At 64.5% G+C, this 19917-nt stretch carries 19 protein-coding genes and 2 tRNA genes; 8 read left to right on the top strand and 13 right to left on the bottom strand.

Annotated elements, in window-relative coordinates; translation table 11 throughout:
* The first annotated feature begins 45 nt into the window (after positions 1–45).
* Entirely contained in the window at positions 46–573 is a 528-nt protein-coding gene (locus VI340_RS13240) for a hypothetical protein (RefSeq protein WP_008307647.1), read from the top strand.
* Here the strand turns inward: VI340_RS13240 and VI340_RS13235 are convergent.
* Complete coding sequence (locus VI340_RS13235; RefSeq protein ID WP_336358515.1) at positions 565–3630, bottom strand: FAD-binding and (Fe-S)-binding domain-containing protein; 3066 nt, start codon at positions 3628–3630, stop codon at positions 565–567. The two genes, VI340_RS13240 and VI340_RS13235, sit on opposite strands and share 9 nt — an antisense overlap.
* A gap of 221 nt (positions 3631–3851) precedes the next feature.
* Here VI340_RS13235 and VI340_RS13230 point away from each other — a divergent pair, with 221 nt between their 5' ends.
* Together VI340_RS13230 and VI340_RS13225 are read left to right on the top strand one after the other, a co-directional pair.
* Positions 3852–4376 (top strand): Hsp20/alpha crystallin family protein, encoded by a 525-nt coding sequence (locus VI340_RS13230; protein WP_008307650.1) that lies wholly within the window; start codon positions 3852–3854, stop codon positions 4374–4376.
* Positions 4377–4531: 155 nt separating this feature from the next.
* Positions 4532–5206 carry a class I SAM-dependent methyltransferase gene (locus tag VI340_RS13225; protein WP_336358514.1) on the top strand — a complete coding sequence of 225 codons (675 nt, stop codon included), beginning with the start codon at positions 4532–4534 and terminating at the stop codon, positions 5204–5206.
* Here the strand turns inward: VI340_RS13225 and VI340_RS13220 are convergent, their stop codons facing one another.
* From VI340_RS13220 to VI340_RS13200, 5 genes are all read right to left on the bottom strand, one after another.
* Positions 5207–5452, bottom strand: a complete 246-nt coding sequence (locus VI340_RS13220) for a hypothetical protein (protein WP_008307653.1) — start codon at positions 5450–5452, stop codon at positions 5207–5209.
* A gap of 105 nt (positions 5453–5557) precedes the next feature.
* On the bottom strand, positions 5558–6127 hold the full coding sequence (locus VI340_RS13215; protein WP_336329361.1) for a hypothetical protein: 570 nt from the start codon (positions 6125–6127) through the stop codon (positions 5558–5560).
* Between the two features lie 73 nt (positions 6128–6200).
* Positions 6201–6842, bottom strand: coding sequence for a class I SAM-dependent methyltransferase (locus tag VI340_RS13210; RefSeq protein ID WP_336358513.1), 642 nt, complete (start codon positions 6840–6842; stop codon positions 6201–6203).
* A gap of 463 nt (positions 6843–7305) precedes the next feature.
* Positions 7306–7379, bottom strand: a tRNA-Phe gene (locus VI340_RS13205).
* A gap of 732 nt (positions 7380–8111) precedes the next feature.
* Positions 8112–8185, bottom strand: a tRNA-Val gene (locus VI340_RS13200).
* A 97-nt stretch (positions 8186–8282) separates the two neighbouring features.
* Between VI340_RS13200 and VI340_RS13195 the strand changes: the two genes are divergently transcribed.
* The 3 genes from VI340_RS13195 to VI340_RS13185 all read left to right on the top strand — a co-directional run bounded on the left by VI340_RS13195 (position 8283) and on the right by VI340_RS13185 (position 11455).
* On the top strand, positions 8283–8870 hold the full coding sequence (locus tag VI340_RS13195) for a DUF192 domain-containing protein (RefSeq protein ID WP_336358512.1): 588 nt from the start codon (positions 8283–8285) through the stop codon (positions 8868–8870).
* 39 nt (positions 8871–8909) lie between these two features.
* Positions 8910–10832: an ABC transporter ATP-binding protein gene (locus VI340_RS13190; RefSeq protein ID WP_336358511.1), complete on the top strand. Its 1923-nt coding sequence runs from the start codon at positions 8910–8912 to the stop codon at positions 10830–10832.
* A 182-nt stretch (positions 10833–11014) separates the two neighbouring features.
* Positions 11015–11455, top strand: a complete 441-nt coding sequence (locus VI340_RS13185; RefSeq protein ID WP_336358510.1) for a hypothetical protein — start codon at positions 11015–11017, stop codon at positions 11453–11455.
* Between the two features lie 20 nt (positions 11456–11475).
* Here the strand turns inward: VI340_RS13185 and VI340_RS13180 are convergent, their stop codons facing one another.
* From VI340_RS13180 to coxB, 3 genes are read right to left on the bottom strand one after another with little or no spacing between them, the layout of a single operon-like run.
* Complete coding sequence (locus VI340_RS13180) at positions 11476–11742, bottom strand: cytochrome C oxidase subunit IV family protein (protein WP_336358509.1); 267 nt, start codon at positions 11740–11742, stop codon at positions 11476–11478.
* Positions 11743–11746: 4 nt separating this feature from the next.
* Positions 11747–14317: a cbb3-type cytochrome c oxidase subunit I gene (locus VI340_RS13175; protein WP_336358508.1), complete on the bottom strand. Its 2571-nt coding sequence runs from the start codon at positions 14315–14317 to the stop codon at positions 11747–11749.
* Entirely contained in the window at positions 14314–15111 is a 798-nt protein-coding gene (gene coxB, locus VI340_RS13170) for a cytochrome c oxidase subunit II (RefSeq protein WP_336358507.1), read from the bottom strand. The genes VI340_RS13175 and coxB overlap by 4 nt, the downstream gene beginning before the upstream one ends.
* Before the next feature lie 117 nt (positions 15112–15228).
* Here coxB and VI340_RS13165 point away from each other — a divergent pair, with 117 nt between their 5' ends.
* Positions 15229–15753 (top strand): DUF6789 family protein, encoded by a 525-nt coding sequence (locus VI340_RS13165; protein ID WP_008307662.1) that lies wholly within the window; start codon positions 15229–15231, stop codon positions 15751–15753.
* Between the two features lie 26 nt (positions 15754–15779).
* Here VI340_RS13165 and VI340_RS13160 read toward each other — a convergent pair whose 3' ends face one another.
* From VI340_RS13160 to VI340_RS13145, 4 genes are all read right to left on the bottom strand, one after another.
* Entirely contained in the window at positions 15780–16667 is an 888-nt protein-coding gene (locus VI340_RS13160) for a DUF4399 domain-containing protein (protein ID WP_336358506.1), read from the bottom strand.
* A gap of 231 nt (positions 16668–16898) precedes the next feature.
* On the bottom strand, positions 16899–17345 hold the full coding sequence (locus VI340_RS13155) for a DUF5790 family protein (protein WP_008307664.1): 447 nt from the start codon (positions 17343–17345) through the stop codon (positions 16899–16901).
* A 105-nt stretch (positions 17346–17450) separates the two neighbouring features.
* On the bottom strand, positions 17451–18557 hold the full coding sequence (locus tag VI340_RS13150) for a DUF7544 domain-containing protein (RefSeq protein WP_336329353.1): 1107 nt from the start codon (positions 18555–18557) through the stop codon (positions 17451–17453).
* 73 nt (positions 18558–18630) lie between these two features.
* Positions 18631–18978 (bottom strand): dihydroneopterin aldolase family protein, encoded by a 348-nt coding sequence (locus VI340_RS13145; protein WP_336329352.1) that lies wholly within the window; start codon positions 18976–18978, stop codon positions 18631–18633.
* 74 nt (positions 18979–19052) lie between these two features.
* Between VI340_RS13145 and azf the strand changes: the two genes are divergently transcribed.
* The gene (gene azf / locus VI340_RS13140) at positions 19053–19826 is read left to right on the top strand and encodes an NAD-dependent glucose-6-phosphate dehydrogenase Azf (protein ID WP_008307667.1); all 774 of its coding nucleotides are present in this window, start codon (positions 19053–19055) and stop codon (positions 19824–19826) included.
* The last annotated feature ends 91 nt before the right edge of the window (positions 19827–19917 follow it).

Genomic DNA, 19917 nt, shown 5'->3' with positions numbered 1-19917 from the left:
CCGCACGACCGACGTTTCTTGATTGTGGGAGGCACAGTGAGGCGTATGTTCCCTCGCTTGCGCGCACAGGGCCCGACCGTACTCATCCCGCTCGCGTGGCTGCTCGTGGGGCTGGCTCATCTCGATGTGGTCACTGACCGAACGGTGCTGGTGTTTCACGTCGTCGCTGCCGTCCTCATTGCCGCTTTCGCCGCTCTCTCGTGGGACGAGATGGAGACGGGCGTCCTCCGGGTCTGGCGCGACATTCTGCTCGTCGGCCTCCTCCTGACCGTCGGCGGTATCGTCGGCTTACTCTACGCTCCGCTCCGGATCCCGTTCCTGACGACGACGATACTGGGATGGATGGTCGTTCCGGGCGTGGGCCTCTACTACACCGGGAAGCGCGTTCCAGCAGGCCAGCGGGCGTACACGGCCGGAGCAGTATTGAGCGTTCTCGGTGGGGCGGTCTACGCCGGCGCGCTGTTCCCGCCGGCGGAAACCGCGCTGCTCGCCGGCATCGGGCTTGCGCTGGTCGGCCAGACCGTCGGAATCGTTCAGGCGGTTCGCCAACCGGGCGAGACCGACTCAGGCTAAGGCAGCGTCGAGTTTCCCCACCGGATGGGGCGGTTCGCCGTCGCTTTCGTCCCAGTCGTCCAGTTGCGTGCGACAGGACGCACCGGGCGCGACGACGGTGTCGCCGCGGCTCTCTCCGATCTGGTCGAACAGGATCGAACCGATGGCCTTGCTCATCGAGAAGTGCTCGGCCTCGTAGCCGAAGGAGCCGGCCATGCCACAACAGCCCGAATCGAGCGGGTCGACATCGTAGCCGGCCCGCCGGAGGACGCCGACGGCGTGGTGGTCTTTCTTCGTCGCCTTCTGGTGGCAGTGGCCGTGGTAGGTCAGCGTCTCGCCCGGCGTGTCCCAGTCGGCCCCCTTGTCCAGCCGGAAGGTGTCGAGGTACTCACAGACGCCGTAGGCGTTGGCCGCGAGCGTCTCCACGTCCTCGCCCGACAGCAGGTCCAGGTAGTCCGACTGGAACATCACGGCGTCGCTCGGTTCGACCAGCACCACGTCCCAGCCCTCCTCGACTGCGGGCACGAGCGCGTCGACGTTGTCCCGCGCGGTCGCTCGGGACTGGTCCAGAAAGCCCTTCGAGTGGGCCGGTCGCCCGCTGTCGGTCCGGTCGGCCAACTCGACGTGGACGCCAGCGGCTTCGAGCACGCGGACGGCGGCCTTCCCGACCTCGGGGTGGCTGTAGTTCGTGTACGTGTCGGGGAACAGCAGGGCTTGCCGCTCGGCTTCGTCCGCCGGGACCTGCGAGCCGCGTTCGTCGAACCAGTCCTGCAGCGTCGTCCGCTGGAAGCTCGGGAGTGTGCGGTCCGTGGCGATACCGACCGTCTTCTCCAGAACGGTCCGAGCGCCCGGCACCTTCGTCGCGAGGTTCGAGAGCGGCGCGAAGGCACTGCCTAACCCCGCCAGCGAGTCGACGTTGGCGAACACCTTGTCCCGGAAGCTGGACCCGTGTTCCTGGTGGTACGCGTGGGTCACTTCGGCTTTGAGCTTCGCCATGTCAACCTCGCTCGGGCAGTCCTTCGCACACCCTTTGCAGCCGATACAGAGGTCGAGCACCTCGTGCATGAACTCCTCGTCCGTGGGGTCGTCCGGAAGGTCACCGCTCATCGCTTGCCGAAGCATGTTCGCGCGCCCGCGGGTCGTCGTCATCTCCTCCTCGGATGCGCGGTAGGTCGGGCACATCACGCCGCCGGTGGTCTCCTGCGGGCCGCGACAGCCGCCACAGCCGTGACAGAGTTCGACCATCCCCTGCATCCCGTTGTCGTTGTCCCACTCCAGTGCGGGGTCGAAGCCGGCGTCGAACTCGTACGCCGGGTCGAAGCGGAGGTTCTCGGTCATGTCGACCGTACGCGCCCGCTCCGGTTTTGTGCCGGACTCGACCTCGCCCGCGTCGACGCCGACGACCTGGCCGGGGTTGAGCAGCCAGTCGGGGTCGAACGCGGATTTGAGTTCCTGGAACGTCTCCCAGAGGTCCGCACCGTAGAGCTTCTCGTTCCACTGCGTGCGGGCGCGGCCGTCGCCGTGTTCGCCGGAGACGCTCCCGCCGTACTTGACGACGAGGTCGGTCACCGTGTCGGCGATGGACTCCATGGTTTCGACGCCCTCGACCGACTTGGTGTTGATGAGCGGCCGGATGTGGAGGACGCCGGGACCGGCGTGGGCGTAGAAGGAGGCGAAGGTGTCGTGTTCCTCAAGGATATCCTGGAAGTCAGCGACGTACTCCGGGAGGTTCTCGGGCGGGATGGCGGTGTCCTCGATGAACGAGCCGTGTTTCTCGTCGGTCGTCCGCGAGAGCAGGATGGGGAGGCCGGACTTGCGCATCTTCCAGAACTTCTCGCGTTTGGCCTCGTCGTGGGCCTCCATGGCGTCGAACGCCCGCACCGGCGCGTCGACGACGGTCCGGCCATCTGTTGGGTCCGCGACCGAGTCGATGCCGTTTGTCCGGTCCGCCAGCAGGTCAGCGACCTTCCGCCGGCCGCTCTCCGCGTCGTCGGCGTAGAACTCCACGATGAGCACCGTGCGGGTCCCCTCGGGCAACATGCCGACCACGTCCTCGAATTCGGCGGTGTCCCGGGCCAGGTCGATGAGCACGTCGTCAAGCACCTCGACGGCCGCCGGGTCGTGTTCGAGGATGTCCGAAACGTCTTCCATGGCCTCGATGAGCCCCTCGTAGGCGAGCAGGGCCATCGACTTGGTCTCGGGAATCGGCTCCAGCGACACCTCGGCCTCCGTGACGATAGCAAGCGTCCCCTCGCTGCCGGCCAGCAGCGAGGCGACGTTGACGGTCCCGTCCTGCGCGTCTTCCAGAACCCAGTCGAGATTGTACCCCGAGACGTTGCGCTTCAGGTCCGGGTAGTGGCTCGTGATTTCCTCGCCTTCCTCCGTGAGTATCCGCTCGATTTCGGCGTAAATCTGCCCTTCGAGGTCACCGTCGGGGGCCGCTCGGTCGCGCAACTCTTCGCGCGTGACCTCACAGAAGGTCGTGACGGTGCCGTCCGCGAGGACGACCTCGCACTCCTCGATGTAGGCGTCGGTCTTGCCGTACTGCAGGGAGTGGGCCCCGGTGGAGTTGTTGCCGATAGCGCCGCCGAGCACGCTCTTGTCGCCCCACGCGGGGTCCGGCGCGAACTTCAGCCCGTGGTCGGCCAGCGCCGCGTTCAGGTCGCCGAGCTTGATGCCCGGCTGGGCCCGCGCCCGCCGGTCGTCGGGTCGCGCTTCGACGAGGTCGTTCATGTACCGCGAGAAATCCAGCACGACGGCCTCGTTGACGGTCTGGCCGGCGAGACTCGTCCCGCCGCCCCGCGGAAGGACCGGAATCTCCCGCTGGGCGCAGTAGGACATGACCGCGGCCACGTCATCGGTCGACCGCGGATAGACGACGCCGATAGGCAGCACCTCGTAGAGGCTGGCGTCGGTCGCGTACAACTGTCGCGAGTACTCGTCGAACCGGACCTCGCCGTCGATCCGTGTCTTTAGGTCGTCGACGAGGCCCGACCGAGCGACGCGGTCGTTCTGGTAGTCGTAGTTCGATACCTCGTCGGCCGAAGGGTCTATCCGGGTGCCGGAATCGGTTGCCATAGTGTGTGTCGTGTCCAGTCGCCCGGCCACCGACGGACCGGGTACTCGGCGGTTTGCTCTGGCTGTTCTAGCTGTACGCCTGCCAAAACAGTTCCGCTACGGTAGCCCATGACGCACTTTTGACCCGGTCGAGCGTCTGCCCGGAGCACGCGCTTCTGTCTCCCTGTGATAGCACATGTTACGCAACTGTTAATATCAGTACTAGCCTATATAAGGTGATTATGACACACAGCAACGATCCGTTCGAGACGATGCTCCGACTCTTCGCACAGACGCGACGGTCGATGATGGACGACAGCCAGAGTCGCTGGACAGACGACAGTTTGGGCCGCCGGATGGGTGACGATTCGAGACACCGGATGGACGACAGTCCGGAACGCCGTACCGACCGACCGTCCACGGACGTACGCCGGAGCGGCCACCGCCGGCCCGGTATCGACACGAACCTCCACGTCGACGAGACCGACGACGGATACGCCGTGATGGTCGACCTCCCGGGCTTCGAGCGCGACGACCTCGTCGTCCGCTTCGAGGACGGCGTCCTCAGCATCCAGGGCGAGAGCACGGTCGCTGAAGAGACCAGCGACAGCGCTCGCCGCCACAGCCGACGGGTCGCCGAACGGGTCACTGTTCCCGAGCCGGTCGTGGACGACGACATCACCGCCACCTACCACAACGGCGTTCTCGAAATAACGCTGCCGCGCGCGGACGACGCCGACGACTCGAACCGGATCGAAATCGAATAGACTCGCTTTTCGGCTGTTGTCTGCCGACGTTACACGACTGTCCCAGTGAGAACGCCCTTAGAAACCTGCTATTCCGGTATTAGTCAGCTGCCGCTCTATTATCGCCTCTATAGTTTCGTGCGACCGCCGGGGACTCCGTGCTGTGAGGCCGTAATATGTCCGACGCGACCTGGGACGTTCAGGACGGCGCCATCGTCGAGCGGCCGCGGAACGTCCGGAAACACCCGCTGTTGCACCGAATCTACGAGCGACACGACGAGCTACTAGCCGAACAGCTCCCGCCCGGCCGGACGCTCGAACTCGCGTTCGGCCAGCATATGCATCCCCGCGCCGATGTCGGACTGGAAGGCTGGCCGTCGAACGCCGAAACCGTCCGCAAGCCGGCGCTGGCTGGTGACGCCCGCGCGCTGCCGTTCGACGACGACTCCTTCGACGCCGTCATCGGCCGCCGGTTCCTCCATCACGTCCCGCCCGCGGACCGCCCGGAAATCATTCGCGAAGCCGCCCGCGTGCTCCGCCCCGGCGGCCGCGTCGCCCTGCTCGAAGGAACGCCGGGGCTGTACCGCAAGCTCACCAAGGGTGCCGCGTTCCGGCTGGGGCTTCTGGAGGAGGACACCGATATCTACGGCCACCTCTCGGAGACCGCCGTCACCGACCTCGTCTCCGGCTCGTTCGAGGTCATCGCGAAACGGACGCTCGGATCACCGCTGATGCTCGCGAGCATCTCCGAGTCGGACGTGTCGGCGCGGCTGCTCGACCTCTACGAACGGACGCAGTTCGTCAAGTGGTGGACGCTCGTGGTGGGCGAGCGTCCCGAGTCCGTCGCGTGACTACAGGTCGACAGTCACGCGCAGTTCGCTGTCAGTGATCGTTCCGATGGCGTCGGCGGCGACCTCGATATCGTCCTCGTCGGCGTCACCGAACCCGAGCCCCTGCACCCAGGCTTCGGTGAGATCTGGCTCCGGCTCGACGTACGCGACCTGTCCCTTCGGGTCGACCTCGGTCACGATGCCGATCTGCTCTCCCTGTGCGTCCATGAGGAACTTCCCCTCGTCTTCTGTCGATAATACTGCCATTTCGTCTGACACCACTGGCCGGATCAAGTAATAAACGTCGGTCACGCCGACGCCGGCCACCCGTGTCCCTGCCGTCTGCCGTCGGCCGGCACCCGCTCTGGTCCGCTAGTACCGCGAGAAGTTCTCGTCGGGGTATATCCCCTCGTCGGTGATGTCAACCACGTCCAGCGTCGCCAGCCGACTGAGACGGTCCGCCGCGTCACCCTCGTCGACGCCCAGTTCCACCGCCCGCGCCAGCACGCGGTCGCGGCTGGGTACGGACTCGATGAAGCCGTCGCTGTCCGTCTCTGTCGCCTCTGCGATGATCGCCTTCAGGATGGCCCCGTGTTCCCGCTTCGACGGCGTGGTGCTGTCGCCGGTCCAGTCCACGCTCAGCGTCCCGTCCTCGTTGACGTGGGAGACGACGAACCCGTCCGGCAGCGCTTCCGTCACCGCCGCCACCAGCGCCGCCCGGTCGAGCCGCGCCTCGAATCGGAACCGCTTGCCGTCCTTGGACTGCCCGAGACTCCCGACGTTCGCGCCCGCTTCTGCTATCGCCTCCGAAACCGCGTCGGCAAGCCGGTCCTGTACTGCCGCCGCGACGGCGTCCCGCTCCGCACCGAGGGCCGCGAGTTCGTCGGTCAGGGTCGCGTGGCGCTCCATCTGCTCGTGTGCTGGCTCCTCTGTCATACCCATGCCACTCGTCGCCACGGAATTACCTGTTCCGGCGGCTGTGTCGAACCGACCGGGGCGACGCAGCGGTCGCCGCCTAGTCGCCTGCCGTCGCGGTCCCGCGAGCGAACTCGCGAATCGGCCAGATACCAATCGTCGGCGTCGTACACTCGCTCAACTGAAGGTGATCTGATGCCTCGATCTTCGGCCGAAGACGCCGATTCAGGTGGCAGTTACCGCCGATTCTGCGCCACAGCGGCGTCAACAGGTCTTGACTCCGGCCAACCCACCCGTCCGATCGGATGTGGTCCAGAAACCGGAACTCCCCCTCGGGTCGGAGCACTCGGGCAATCTCCGCGAGCATCGGATCGATAGTCGGTACTGAACAGCACACCCCACACTCGACAACGTAGTCGAAGGTGTTGTCACCGTAAGGCAGCGTTTCGCCGCGGCCACTGACCAGCGCCATCTCGACTGTGCCGTCCGCGATTTTCTCCTCTGCCCGCTGCCACATCCCCGGGTCCGGCTCGACGGCGTGGAACGATGCCGTCCCCTCGGCCTCGGACTCGTAGTACGGCAGCATCGGCCCGGTTCCGGGGCCGATTTCGAGAACTGTCCCGTCCAGTCCAGCCGCCAGATACTCCCGATGCTCCGGAACCTGACACCGCTCGAAGTACCACTGTACGGGGTCGTAGAGTGCCGCAACGACTGGATGGAACTGAATATCACCCCCGGCCATGACCTTGTTTCGTCACTGATTCCACTGTACAAATATGTTCGGGTCCCCCCACCCCTCAGCAGGTGATGCGTAGACACGGTCACAAAGAACCCACGTACCATGACGAGCGAGGTACGTTACAGTCTCACCGGACGCTACCGGCGGGACCGTCCGGCTATTCCCCCACTTTTTGCGACGAGTGGTTCGCTTTTAACGAACTGGAAAAAGATGGTATGTCGCTTCTCGGATTGTGACCCACGCCCTGAAATGCTCGCTGTGCCTTTCTGGTCTCGCTCAAATCTGCTTGGGGCTGTGTTCACTGCTCATTTTGTACGCAGGAAAATGCCGCCTCCCGGATTGTGAACCACGCCGAGACGGTCGCCTCGCTCCGCTCGGCGCTGCAACTCGTCTGGTTCAAATCCGCTCGGGGTCCACTCACAGAACCCGCCGCGCTCGCTTCGCTCGGCGGTCGGGTTCAGAGGAGTGCCGCCTCCCGGATTTGAACCGGGGACAGCTCGATCTTCAGTCGAGTGCTCTCCCAGTCTGAGCTAAGGCGGCGTGCACTCCAAGCGATGACGAGGGTAGAAAAAAGCATTTCGAAAGCGGGCGCAGGTTCTGTGGGATCGACCGGGCGGTTCGACCGCCGATTACGGGAGGAACAGGTCCGCGCTGTCGAACGTCTCGCCACAGTCGTCGCATTCGTACTCAGTGCCGTTGGTCGTCGAGACGTGCCCGCTGCAGGCCGGACACGTCGAGCCATCTATCATGCCACGCACTACCACCACTCCGGATATATGGATTACGGGCGACTATCAATCGAGATAGATGCCCTGATATCTGGGCCACGATGTTGCGCGCGACTGGCCGGAATCGAAGTCACAGAAACCCCTGCTCCTCACGTATTGTTCGCGATAGAATCGATGGGTCGGGGCGTCCTCGTGAGAGCACTGCTCTCCCGGCGGATTCGAACCACGGTCACTCCGCGCTGCTTCGTTCCCTGATTCGAATCCGCCCGGCCGCATCACACACGCGGCGCTCGTCAGTGAGCGCCGCGAGAAGTTCAGTGGGTCCGGGCGGATTCGAACCGAAGCCAGACGTGCTCACTGCGTTGCGCGCGACTGGCAGGAATCGAATCCACAGGGACTATCCACTCCTCACGTCCGTTCGTCGCAGGATGGGTCCGGGCGGATTCGAACCACGGTCACTCCGCGCTGCTTCGTTCCCTGATTCGAACCGCCCGGGTCGCATCACACACGCGGCGCTCGTCAGTGAGCGCCGCGAGAAGTTCAGTGGGTCCGGGCGGATTCGAACCACCGGCCTCGGCCTTGTAAAGGCCACGTCATAACCAACTAGACCACGGACCCGTATGCCACCGTTTTCCATCGGCAGGAATAACGCTTTCTCTCTCGGTCGACAGTGGGCACCGACAGTATTACCCACGGCCTGCCCCTCACACGGAGTATGCAGCGCCCTGCCGTGGTCGTCCTCGGACTCGTCGGCCTCCTCGTCGCCGCCGCCGTGGTCCTCCAGACCGGCCTCTGGGTCGAAGTGCTCGGAACCGGTGAGTACGAGGAAGGCACGGTAACGGTCCGGGAGGGGTCGGACGCGGCGACAACGACCGCAACACAGCCCGCGACGGGGGCTTCGACCCCAGGGACGACAGTCGCGGTCCGTGAACAAGAGGCCGGGGAACCGCTGGGGACAGTCGAGGTGCGAATCGCGCAGACATTTACTCAGCGGCGCGTCGGACTGAGCGAGACGGCGTCGCTCGGACCCAACGAGGGGATGCTGTTCGTCCACGACGAGGCGGGCCAGCACACCTACGTCATGCGGAACATGTCGTTCCCGCTCGACATCATCTTCATCGACGCTAACGGCACCATCACCACCATCCATCACGCGTCGCTCCCGCCGGAGGGGACCAGCGAGAGCGGCCTGACGGGCTACGAGGGGCGGGGCAAGTACGTCCTCGAAGTGAACCGCGGGTGGACGAACCACACCGGCGTCGAGGTCGGCGACCGGGTCGAACTGCCGCCCGAAGCCACGTAGCCCGACGGCCTTTTGCGGGTTCGGTCCCTGGTTTCGACAATGGATTTCGACGCGGGTTCGGACGACGACGTGTTCGAGGATGCCAGAGAACGCGTCGATCAGCCGATGCTCCGCCTCTTTACTGACTACGGTCGGGGCCAGTGGGGGGCGTTCGTCGTGGGCCTCTTCAGTTCTATCGTGGCTCGGATGCTGGACCTGCTGCCGCCGCTCCTCCTGGCGCTGGCTATCGACGCCATCTTTCTGCAGGAGGCCGAATACGGTCTCTTCCTAGTCCCGGACACTTGGATTCCCAGCGGGCAAGGCCCACAGCTCTGGCTCACCGCCGGCATCATCGCCGCCTCGTTCGGTATCGGGGCTGTTTTCCACTGGAGCCGGAACTGGGGCTGGAACAAGTTCGCCCAGCACGTCCAGCACGCCGTCCGGACGGACACCTACGAGACGATGCAGCGGCTGAACATGGACTTCTTCGCCGACAAGCAGACCGGCGAGATGATGTCGGTGCTGTCGAACGACGTGAACCGGCTGGAGAAGTTCCTCAACGACGGGCTCAACTCCGCCTCGCGGATGATAATCATGGTCGTCGGCATCGCCACGTACCTGTTCTACATGAACTGGCAGCTGGCGCTGGTCGCGCTGTTGCCCGTGCCGATTATCGCCGTGTTCACGAAGCGATTCATCGACGTCATCCAGCCCAAATACGCCGAAGTCCGCTCGACGGTCGGCAAACTCAACTCCAGGCTCGAAAACAACCTCAGCGGCATCCAGATAATCAAGACCGCCAACACCGAGCCCTACGAGGCCGACCGGGTCGAGGACACCTCTGAGAGCTATCTCGATGCCAACTGGGACGCCATCGAGACGCGAATCACCTTCTTCCCCGGCCTCCGGCTAGTCTCGGGCATCGGCTTCGTCGTCACGTTCATCGTCGGCGGGCTGATGGTCACCGGACAGGCCCCCGGGCCGCTGACGGCGAGCCTCTCCCGCGGGCAGTTCGTCGCCTTCATCATCTACACCCAGCGGTTCGTCTGGCCGATGGCCCAATTCGGCCAGATCATCAACATGTACCAGCGGGCCTACGCCTCCGCCGAGCGCGTGTTCGGGCTGATGGACACGCCCGGCCGCCTCGAAGAGGCCGAGGACGCGCCGCCGCTCGACGTGACCGAGGGCCGAGTCGAGTACGAGGACGTGTCCTTCAGCTACGACAGCGACGACGAGTCGGTACTCTCGGACATCTCCTTCGAGGCTGCGGGCGGCGAGACGGTCGCTCTCGTCGGCCCGACCGGTGCGGGGAAATCCACCGTTTTGAAGCTCCTGCTCCGGATGTATGACGTTGACTCCGGTACGGTCCGCATCGACGGCCAGAACGTTCAGGACGTGCAGATTCAGAGCATCCGGCGGGCCATCGGCTACGTCAGTCAGGAGACGTTCCTGTTCTACGGCACCGTCCGCGAAAACATCGCCTACGGGACGTTCGACGCCACCGACGAGGAGATCGTCGCCGCCGCGAAGGCCGCCGAGGCCGACCAGTTCGTCCGCAACCTCCCGGACGGCTACGACACGATGGTCGGCGAACGCGGCGTCAAGCTCTCAGGTGGCCAGCGCCAGCGCATCGCCATCGCGCGGGCCATTCTGAAGGACCCGGAGGTCCTCATCCTCGACGAGGCGACCAGCGACGTCGACACGGAGACGGAGATGCTCATCCAGCGGTCGCTCGACGACCTGACCGCCGACCGGACCACGTTCGCCATCGCCCACCGACTCTCGACGGTGAAAGACGCCGACACGATTCTCGTCGTCGAGGACGGCCGCATCGTCGAGCGCGGGACCCACGACGACCTGCTCGCCGCGGACGGCCTCTACGCCAACCTCTGGGCGGTCCAGGCCGGCGAAATCGACGAACTCCCCGAAGAGTTCGTCGAGCGTGCGATTCAGCGACGGGCGCGGACGGATGCCGACGACTGAAGCGGCGAGGACTCCTTGTCCGAGCCGTCAGTGGTCGGCATTGGCTGATGACTGAACCGGCGAGAACGCTATTCTCGAGCCGTCGAGCGTCGGCAGTTACCGACGACTGAAACGGCGAAAACGCCGTCTTCCGGCTGGCCGGGCACAAACGATTATTACGCATTGTCTTGTAATGGTCTCACATGGCAACCGCGTACCTCGCTAGCACGGCACTAATGGGCGTGTTGGTGATGGCGGTGGTCGCATGGATGGTCCGCGGGCGCGGCTGGTATCAGTACAGTCCGGGGGCGTCGACGAGCAGCCGGTCCCCGGCGGTCGACCGCGAGAGTCGCTTCACGGAAATGGCTGACCAGCCGATGGTCTGGGTCGCCGCGTTCGCGGTGCTGGTCGTCGGCCTTCTGGTCGGCGTCGTCGCATCCATCTCCGGCCCCGTCGAGACGCAGGCAACAGCGGGGCTGGCGGTCGCTGTCGTCGGCGGGGCGGGCCTCTGTGGCTACCTGCTGTTTGGCGTCTACCTGTCGGCGACGCGACGGGGACACCCCCGCTCGCTGGCCGTCGCCGAATCCGCGACTGTCGCCGGTGTGCTCTTTCTCATCGCCATTGGCTTCCAGCTGGTGGCCTGATTTTCAGGTTGTTTGGCCGGTCACAGTATCGAGTATGCCGCTGCGCCGGTCAGCGCGAGCGCGGCCACGGTTCCGCCGAGGACGAGGTACGTGACGGCCCGCGGTTCCCAGCGCAGATGCTGGTAGTACGCGGCGACGCCGACGGCCTTGATAACCGACAGCACCATGATGAGCGCGAAGGCGACCCAGTAGGCGCTCTCGACGAGGCCGGTGAACTCGACGACCGCCTGTGCGGTCGCGAAGGCGAACAACACGACGTATATCACGGTGTAGCCTTTCCAGTCCATTGTTCTAGAGGATGTAGAAGAGCGGGAACAGGAACAGCCAGACGATGTCGACGAAGTGCCAGTACAGGCCGAAGTACTCGATGGCCCTGTCGTCGCCCTGGTAGGCCCCGTTCCAGGCCCTGATGGTCATGTACGCACAGATGATGAGCCCGATGGTGACGTGGGCGCCGTGGAGCCCCGTCGTCAGGTAGAACGTCGACGACGCGATGTTCGTCGAGAGGCCCCACCCGTTCGGGAACGCCTCCGTGCTGATGTGGAACAGGTGCTGCCACTCCAGTCCCTTGTTGATGAGGAAGCCGACCCCGAGCGCGAACGTCCCGACCAGCGCGGCGACGGTCCCGCGCTTGCTCTCGCGCTCGGCGGCGACCATCGCCAGCACGACGAGGAAACTTGACGTGAGCAACAGGTACGTGTTGATGAGACCGGGCATCGTCACATGTTCGGCCGGGATGAGGTCGTGGTGCCAGGCCGTCCAGCCGTAGGCGACCCGGACGAAGGCGTAGGAGCCGATGAAGGCACCGAACAGGACGATGTCGCTGGCGAGGAACGTCCACATCCCGAGTTTCATCTTCTCGACGCGCTCGAAGGGCCACCGCTCGGCGATGGCCATCTCCGGCGCGTGGAACGGCTCGCGGGTCATCCCGACGAGCGACCCGAACGTCGCAACCCCGCCGACGGCCGCCAGCGACAGGTAGAACACGCTCCCCGTCCGCACGCCCGACAGCCCGAGGAAGGCGATGAACCCGCCGAGGCTGACGAGGAACGGCCAGAAACTGGCGTGGCTGGCGTGTTCCTCGCCAGCGGTCTCGTGGGCCGGCTCCATCGCGGTGGCCGTCGCCGCGGCCCTCGCTGTCACCGCGCCGCCGTCCGTCGCGGTCCCGCCGTCGGTCGCCGCGTGGCCGTGGGCCGCGGCTCCGGGCGCGCGCTCGGTCCGCTCCGTGACCGTCTCGTCGTCGAGGAACTCCAGCTTGCCGGTGGCGTAGCTCGGGACGCCGGGGAAGTTCTCCAGCGGCGGCGGCGAGGAGACGGCCCATTCGGCGGAGGTGGCGTACTCCCAGGGGTTCGGCCCGACGTCTTCGCCGCGCCAGAGGCTCATGAAGAGGTTATAGAACATGATGAGGAAGCTCGCGCCGAGGATGAACCCGCCGGCGGTGGCCATCGAGTGCCAGATCTGCAGGCCGTCGGGGTAGACGAACACGCGTCGCGGCGTCTCCCAGGCGATGAACATCGGGAAGTACAGCAGATTGAACCCGAGGAAGTAGACACCGAAGTGGATCTTCCCCAGCGTCTCGTTGTACATCTTCCCCGTTATCTTGGGATACCAGTAGTAGAGGCCGCCAAAGAGGGCTGTCGCGCCCGCGACCATCACGTAGTGGAAGTGGGCGACGACCCAGTAGGTCCCGCGGAACTGGTAGTCAAGCACGATTGCGCCGAGGAAGACGCCGGTGATGCCGCCGATGATGAACAGGATGAGCGCGCCGAGCGAGAAGAGGAACGGCGTGGTGAACCGGACCCGGCCCTTTGCCATCGTGTAGATGAGCGAGAACACCATCAGGTCGAAGGGCAGCGAGATGCCGATGGTCGTCGCCATGAAGATGGTCTTGATTGGGAGGTTGATGCCGGTCAGGAACATGTGGTGCATCCAGACGACGAAGCTCTGGAGCGTCACCAGCACCATCGAGATGATGAACCACTTGCGGCCGACCAGCCGGCGGCCGGTAAAGGTCTGGAAGCACTCGGCCATCACGCCCAGCGCGGGGAAGAAGACGATGTACACCTCCGGATGGCCGAAGAACCAGAACAGGTGCGCCCAGAGCAGCGACGCACCCGGGTTGTCCGCGTCGGTCGCCATTGTCGTCCCGTCGATGGAGTACTGGAAGTAGGTCGTCCCGAGGATGTGGTCGGAGGCGAGTATCATCAGCGCCGCCAGCAGCGCCGCGAAGGCGAACAGCATCATCCAGACGGTGAGGTTGATCGACAGCGAGAAGATGGGGATATCTCGCATCCGAAGGCCTTCGGCACGCATGCGGTACATCGTCGTCAGGAAGTTCACCGACCCCAGCGTCACCGCGGCGGTGAACATGATGAGCGCCAGCACGACCGATGTCGCGCCCAGGCCCTCGCCGGGGATGTACGCCGGCGTGTTCAGCGGGGCGTACATCGTCCACCCGCCCGCGAAGGTAGTCCCCTGGAAGAAGGAGACGCCCATCAGGATGCCCGAGAACAGGTACAGCCAGTACGACAGGGCGTTCAACCGCGGGAAGGCGAGGTCGTCAGCGCCGATCTGCAGCGGGACGATGTAGTTCGCGAAGCCGAAGGCAAACGGAGAGATGAACCAGAACACCATCAGCAGTCCGTGGGTCGACACCGCCTGGTTGTACCCCATCGACCCCAGCAGGTCAGCGCCTGACGAGATCAGTTCCAGGCGAAACAGCAGGGCGAGGACGCCGCCGAAGACCAGGAAGAACAGCGCAGTGATGAGATACAGCACGCCGATGTCCTTGTGGTTGGTCGTGAGGAACCACCGGCTGACTGATGATTTGGGCGGCAGGCCGTGTTCGTGCTCCTGGCTCATGCGGGCGCACCTCCGAAGGCGGTCGCCTCAGCCGTAATTCGTTGGTCCGTTTCGGCAGCGGTCGCCGTCTCGTTGCCGCCTGCATCTGTCTCGTTTGTCTCCGCGTACCACTCCTCGTACTCGTCCTGTGGCATCACAACCACATCTGTCGTCATCAGCGAGTGGCCGCTGCCACACAGCTCGTAGCACTTGGCGGCGTAGGTCCCCGTCTCGTTGGCTGTGAACCAGGCCGACGTGTACTGGCCTGGGACGGCGTCGGTCTTGACTCGCAACTCCGGTATCCCGAAGTTGTGGAACACGTCCGTCGCGGTCACCTGTAACCTGACCACCCGGTCCTGTGGCACGTAGAGCGTGTTGGTCGTGTGCCCGTTCGGGTACACGAAGTCCCAGCCGAACCGGTATCCCTCCACGTCAATTTCCAGCGCCTCCTCTTGAGCCAGATCGGGCCCCTGCTCGATGTACAGCAGTTGCGAGTACGTCCAGGCGATGAGCGAGACGACGATGATGGCGCTGATGCTGAACGAGTAGAACACCTTCCGGCCACCCGCGCCGCCGGTCGGCATCTCCCCCATTTCGGGCCGTTCGACCTTGTCGGCGTACGGGTCCGTTCCGCCCCCGTCGTCGCGGTACTTGAGCGCGTGGTACATCGTGTACGCCACGACGACCACCCCGACGGCCGTTCCCAGCAGCAGGAACACCTCGAAGATCTGGTCGAACACCGCACTGGGTGCCCTGACGTCGCCACCGTGCAAGGGGAACACAACCGTGGCGTATGTTATCAAGGATACCGCCATTTCTTCATGATTCTTCCCACCTTGTAATAGGTATTGCGGACAGATTTCTGACATATGTCCTTCGCTGGCCTAACGTGTGCGGGAACTTTTTTATCTACTGCCATGTTACAACACACCATGGAAGACACGTCACCCGGCGTCGAGGACCCGCCTATCAACGACGACGGCCTCACAGAGGTCGAGGAGTTCGATAGCCTCGCCGGGATTCTCGCCGACGGTGTCGTCGGTGCTGCCGGCGGGCTGGTCGGGACAGCGATGATGTCCGTCGTCTTCCTCATCGCCCAGTCACTGGGCGCGTTCAGTCTCGACGACTTCGCAATCCTCACCGAGCTCGTGGGCCTGACCGGCTACGTTCCGGAGGTACTGTTCGGCTTCTTCATCTTCCTCGGCGGCGGGATGTTCCCGTGGCCGCTACTGTTCGCTTCGCTGAAAGCGTACCTCCCGGGCCAGTCCGATCCCGTCAGCGGCGCGTTCTTCGGCGGCGCGATGTGGACCGGATTCGTGCTCGCCTTCTACACCGACCAGTCCGGACTTACGCTGGTGCTGTACGCAGTGTTGACGCTCGTCGCCCACGTCGTCTACGGCATCGGACTCGGCGCGGTGTTCAACTACTTCTCGACGCGCCCGGACTCTATCGTCTGAGGCCGAGGAACGTCTGAAACTGCGGGCTATTCCGTCGTTACTGTCTCCGACGCGGTGAGCGTCGTCGCACGGTGTGTCGCGGATGCGACCTGGAAGTGAACGGTCTGCTCGCCGGCCTCGTATGCATCGCCCAGTTGCTCGGCGAGGTCGAGGCTCCCGCTCGTCGAGCCGTCGCCGTAGTGGACGTGTCGCGCATCGTTTGGGATGACCTCGCCGGTCGGCACCGGATCGGTGTTGACGATCGCGTGCAGATGGCCCGTATTCGACGTGATACCGTCGCTGGTGGGGCCGATGGTGTAGTTCTCGGCGGTGGCTTCCCAGTCAACCACGCTCCCGTCGACGCTCGTCTCGACACTGAGGCTGGCCTCGTCGCTGACGGTCAGGCTGACGCTGTCGGTCAGTGCCATCGCCGTGTGTGCGCCGTCCCCCAGTTGGAGGTGGAGCGTGTGCTCGCCGGGGTCCAGTTCCAGCACGCCGTCTCGCTGCCCGGTCCCGTAGTGGATGTGGGCGTCGTCCGTCGGAATTGTCTCGCCCGGCGTTACAGGGTCGGCGTCAACGATGATGTGGTAGTGCCCGGCCCCGCTGGTCACTTCCCCGGCTTCTTCGATGGAGACGCCGTCGGCGATGGCCTGCCACTGTACCGAGGGGCTCGTGAGGGTCGCGCCAGTATCCGGGACTGAAAAGGAGACGCTGGCGTCCTGTCCAACGCCGTTCCGATACGCCCCGGTCTCCGCTTCTGTGGTGTCGGTATCCCCGCCGTTCGATGGCTCTGTCGCCATGCTATCGGTTCCGTCTGTCCGGGTAGGTGTCCCCGCGCCGCCGCCCGACTGTTCCTCGCTACAGCCCGCGAGACCGGTCGCTACAACAGTCGAGACGCCACAGACGAACGTTCGGCGTGTGAGTCTGTCGTCCATATCGCGTGGCCGGAACTGTTGCTCCACGAACACTTAAGCGCTCGACCGGCCGTAAATACGGCTTTGGATAGAATGTCACACCGGTTGCCAGGCACCGGTCGGACCTGTTTCTGTAGTCAACTACACCGAAACCGGGACTTGCGGGACAAAAGTCGCTGGACGACGCAAGCGATGCGCTGGTGACCGGCGGAGAACGCGGTGTGCATTCGCCGGAACGTGGTTAGCTTGCGCTCAGGCTTCGGCTTCCGCGTCGGCGTCGCCGTCCGCCTCCGCGTCCGCCCCGTCTTCACCCTCGAACTCTTCGAGCGTGCTTCGGAGCTGTGGGATCGTCGCGGTGAGGTCACCGATCTGCTCGCGAGCGTCGTCGACGTCGTCGATGAGGTCGGCGATGGTTTCGATTTCCTCGGCGAGGTCATCGGCGTCCTCGAAGGCGTCGGCGCGTTCGCCCATCGTGTACCACTTCTTCGCGTCGCGGAGGTGGTCCTCGGCGTCGCCCACGTCGAGTGCCGTTTTGAGGGAGTTCAGAACGCCGAGCGTGTTGTCGGCCTCCACGTCCCAGACCGAATCGGCCTCGGGGAGCGCGTCGCGAGCCTTCGCGAGCGACTCCTCGACGTCCGTGCGCATTTCATTGGCCGCCTCGCCGAACAGTTCGTCGTCGTCCAGACTTGACTGACTCATACGGAGACGTTGGTGCGGTGAGGGATTAAAAGCCCGCCTGAAAGTGAAAGTGAAACCGCAGGACGTGACCGGTCGGTAATTCCTGAAACCGAAAAGCGGTTGTGGCTACTCAGCCCGGATGGCCGAGCGCACCTCGGGAATCGGGTCCATGTCTGCGTCGATGTCACCCAGCACGAGCATCGCGTAGTACCGCAGGAACGTCGTTAGCGGGACCTGTATGAGTGCACCGATAACGAGCAGGACCAGCAGCCCCAGCAGCCCGACAACCCCGGCCAGGACCACGCCGACGGAATTCTGGAGCGCGAGATACAGCGCAAACGCAACGAGCCCGAACGGGATCAGAACGACGATAAATGCGATGATGCCGAGAATCGCGCTGACGATACCGACACCGATCTGGAGGACGATGGAGAAAAACAGGTAGGCGAGGTACTGCTTGGGGTGGCGTTTCATCGACCCCCAGAGCCGCGACCAACCGGAGAGGACGCCGTCATCGTCCGCCGTCATCAGCGGGACGACAAACACCGTGGTAAAGCCGAAGACGATACCGTAGCTTATCGCGAGTACCGCGAATACGGCGATGAACAGTCCCGATAGCGCGAGGGCGCTCGACATACCGACGTTTGCGGCTTCGCCACCGAGCGCGAGGAAGAACACTGCTGCACCGATCACGAGCGCGATCCCGAGCCAGATAACCCCGAGGACAAGCCGAAACAGGAACAGCCGTATTCCGTTCCCGACGTGCTCGCTGAAGTACCGGCGGACGTGTATCTCGCGGTCGATGAGCGCCTGGGTCAACACGAACTCCATGAAGTTACTCAGGATGCCGTACGCGAATGCCAGCAGGATGAACAGGCCGATGACGGCGAGCACAAGGAGCCCAGCCCCGGCGAGTAGTTCGTCCGGTGCGCCGGACGGGACGCCGGGCTCGGAGACTTGCAAGGCGAGGTTCCCGGGCACGGACATCACAGTTTCAAGCGGCGCGGCCAGCTGAAACTCGCTTCCCGGGCCGCTGGGACCGCCGGGTCCGCCGTTCCCGCCGAAATCGCCGAAGTTGCTGAACGACTGGACGTTGTTCAGTCCGACACCACCGCCACCGATGAAGAACACGACGAACGCCATTCGGAGCCACGTCCCCTTCTCGAACGGGAATAGAAACGACTTCGTCGCGTCGATTGCGTCGTCGATATCGTCGACTGCGTGGAGGGCCATACCGGAAGCCTCACAGCCCGCTCTGGTAAAATTTTCGGGGCTGTGACAGGGATTCAGGCTCCCGTCCAGCCATTCACTCCCGCACCGCGTCGACCTGCATCAGCGGGTAGCCGTCCTCCATCGCCATGCTCGTCTCCACTATGGCCCCCTCATATTCGATGCGCATCTCGACGTCGATGAGCCGCCCGGTGAGCTCCGTGTAGTCCGCACCCCCCTCGGCGATAGCGTCTTCCAGCGCCTCTGTTCGGACGCTGACGGTGACCGCCTCACAGAACGGCTGGTTCTCGATGGCTTCCTCCATCGCTGCCGCGAGCGAGTCGGCGCTGGCCGGGCTGATCGGTGTCCCCGCGAACTGGTGATACAGCGACCCGAACTTGACGCCCGCTTCGAAACACGCCTCCTGCGGAGCTGTGGGTTCCATACGCTCGGTCCGGCTGGGCGACACAAAAGCGAACCGCAAGCTACCTATTGCGTGCGACGTATCGTCTCATACGAATGGACGACCCGGTTCTGCTCACCGGCGCTGGCGGCGCTGTCGGGGCGGCCATCCTCGAAGGCCTCGAGGACGCCTACGAGTGGAAACTCATGTTCCACAGCCCACCCGCCGAGGAGCCCGACCACGAGTACCTCGTCGGGGACGTGTCCAGCGAGGGCGACGTGGCCGCGGCGATGGACGGCGTCAGCGCCGTCATCCACCTGGCCGGCGACCCCCGGCCCGAAGCCCCCTGGGACTCCGTCCTCGAAAACAACATCGACGGCACCCAGAAGATGTACGAGGCCGCCGTTGACGAGGGCGTCGAGAAGTTCGTCTTCGCGTCCTCGAACCACGCCGTCGGCTCCTTCGAAACGGACGAGCGCACGCCCGAGATGTATCGCCCGGACGACCAGTACCGCCTCGACGGGACGGAACTTCCCCGCCCCGGCAACCTCTACGGCGTCTCGAAAGCCACCGGCGAGGTGCTGGGCCGCTACTACCACGACCAGTACGGGCTCTCCGTCTGCAACATCCGTATCGGCAACCTCACGCGGGGCCACCCGCCGATAGACTACGAGCGCGGGCAGGCGATGTGGCTCTCCTACCGGGACTGTGCTCACATCCACGACTGCGCGCTCCAGGCCGACTACGAGTACGAAATCGTCTACGGGATCTCCGACAACGACCGCAAGTACTACTCCATCGAGCGCGCGAAAGAGGTACTTGGCTACGACCCACAGGACAACTCCGCGCACTTCGACGGCGAAGAACGCGTCGCCGAACCGGAACCGTAGCGCCGTTACCGGCGTCAGTGAGCTTTTGCCGCCTGCGCCGATACGGTAGCGTCTCCGAGCAACAGGCTGGTTCGAATCGTCCAGTCGCTCT

Source organism: Haloarcula sp. CGMCC 1.6347 (assembly GCF_037078395.1).
GTDB classification, from domain to species: domain Archaea; phylum Halobacteriota; class Halobacteria; order Halobacteriales; family Haloarculaceae; genus Haloarcula; species Haloarcula amylolytica.
The sequence above is the reverse complement of the archived record's forward strand: the minus strand, read 5'-3'. Positions and strand labels throughout refer to the sequence as shown.

Excerpts from the sequence above, each read along its gene's own strand:
- VI340_RS13240 (WP_008307647.1), top strand. The coding sequence starts at position 46 with ATGTTCCCTCGCTTGCGCGCACAGGGCCCGACCGTACTCATCCCGCTC.
- VI340_RS13235 (WP_336358515.1), bottom strand. The coding sequence starts at position 3,630 with ATGGCAACCGATTCCGGCACCCGGATAGACCCTTCGGCCGACGAGGTA.
- VI340_RS13230 (WP_008307650.1), top strand. The coding sequence starts at position 3,852 with ATGACACACAGCAACGATCCGTTCGAGACGATGCTCCGACTCTTCGCA.
- VI340_RS13225 (WP_336358514.1), top strand. The coding sequence starts at position 4,532 with ATGTCCGACGCGACCTGGGACGTTCAGGACGGCGCCATCGTCGAGCGG.
- VI340_RS13220 (WP_008307653.1), bottom strand. The coding sequence starts at position 5,452 with ATGGCAGTATTATCGACAGAAGACGAGGGGAAGTTCCTCATGGACGCA.
- VI340_RS13215 (WP_336329361.1), bottom strand. The coding sequence starts at position 6,127 with ATGGGTATGACAGAGGAGCCAGCACACGAGCAGATGGAGCGCCACGCG.
- VI340_RS13210 (WP_336358513.1), bottom strand. The coding sequence starts at position 6,842 with ATGGCCGGGGGTGATATTCAGTTCCATCCAGTCGTTGCGGCACTCTAC.
- VI340_RS13195 (WP_336358512.1), top strand. The coding sequence starts at position 8,283 with ATGCAGCGCCCTGCCGTGGTCGTCCTCGGACTCGTCGGCCTCCTCGTC.
- VI340_RS13190 (WP_336358511.1), top strand. The coding sequence starts at position 8,910 with ATGGATTTCGACGCGGGTTCGGACGACGACGTGTTCGAGGATGCCAGA.
- VI340_RS13185 (WP_336358510.1), top strand. The coding sequence starts at position 11,015 with ATGGCAACCGCGTACCTCGCTAGCACGGCACTAATGGGCGTGTTGGTG.
- VI340_RS13180 (WP_336358509.1), bottom strand. The coding sequence starts at position 11,742 with ATGGACTGGAAAGGCTACACCGTGATATACGTCGTGTTGTTCGCCTTC.
- VI340_RS13175 (WP_336358508.1), bottom strand. The coding sequence starts at position 14,317 with ATGAGCCAGGAGCACGAACACGGCCTGCCGCCCAAATCATCAGTCAGC.
- coxB (WP_336358507.1), bottom strand. The coding sequence starts at position 15,111 with ATGGCGGTATCCTTGATAACATACGCCACGGTTGTGTTCCCCTTGCAC.
- VI340_RS13165 (WP_008307662.1), top strand. The coding sequence starts at position 15,229 with ATGGAAGACACGTCACCCGGCGTCGAGGACCCGCCTATCAACGACGAC.
- VI340_RS13160 (WP_336358506.1), bottom strand. The coding sequence starts at position 16,667 with ATGGACGACAGACTCACACGCCGAACGTTCGTCTGTGGCGTCTCGACT.
- VI340_RS13155 (WP_008307664.1), bottom strand. The coding sequence starts at position 17,345 with ATGAGTCAGTCAAGTCTGGACGACGACGAACTGTTCGGCGAGGCGGCC.
- VI340_RS13150 (WP_336329353.1), bottom strand. The coding sequence starts at position 18,557 with ATGGCCCTCCACGCAGTCGACGATATCGACGACGCAATCGACGCGACG.
- VI340_RS13145 (WP_336329352.1), bottom strand. The coding sequence starts at position 18,978 with ATGGAACCCACAGCTCCGCAGGAGGCGTGTTTCGAAGCGGGCGTCAAG.
- azf (WP_008307667.1), top strand. The coding sequence starts at position 19,053 with ATGGACGACCCGGTTCTGCTCACCGGCGCTGGCGGCGCTGTCGGGGCG.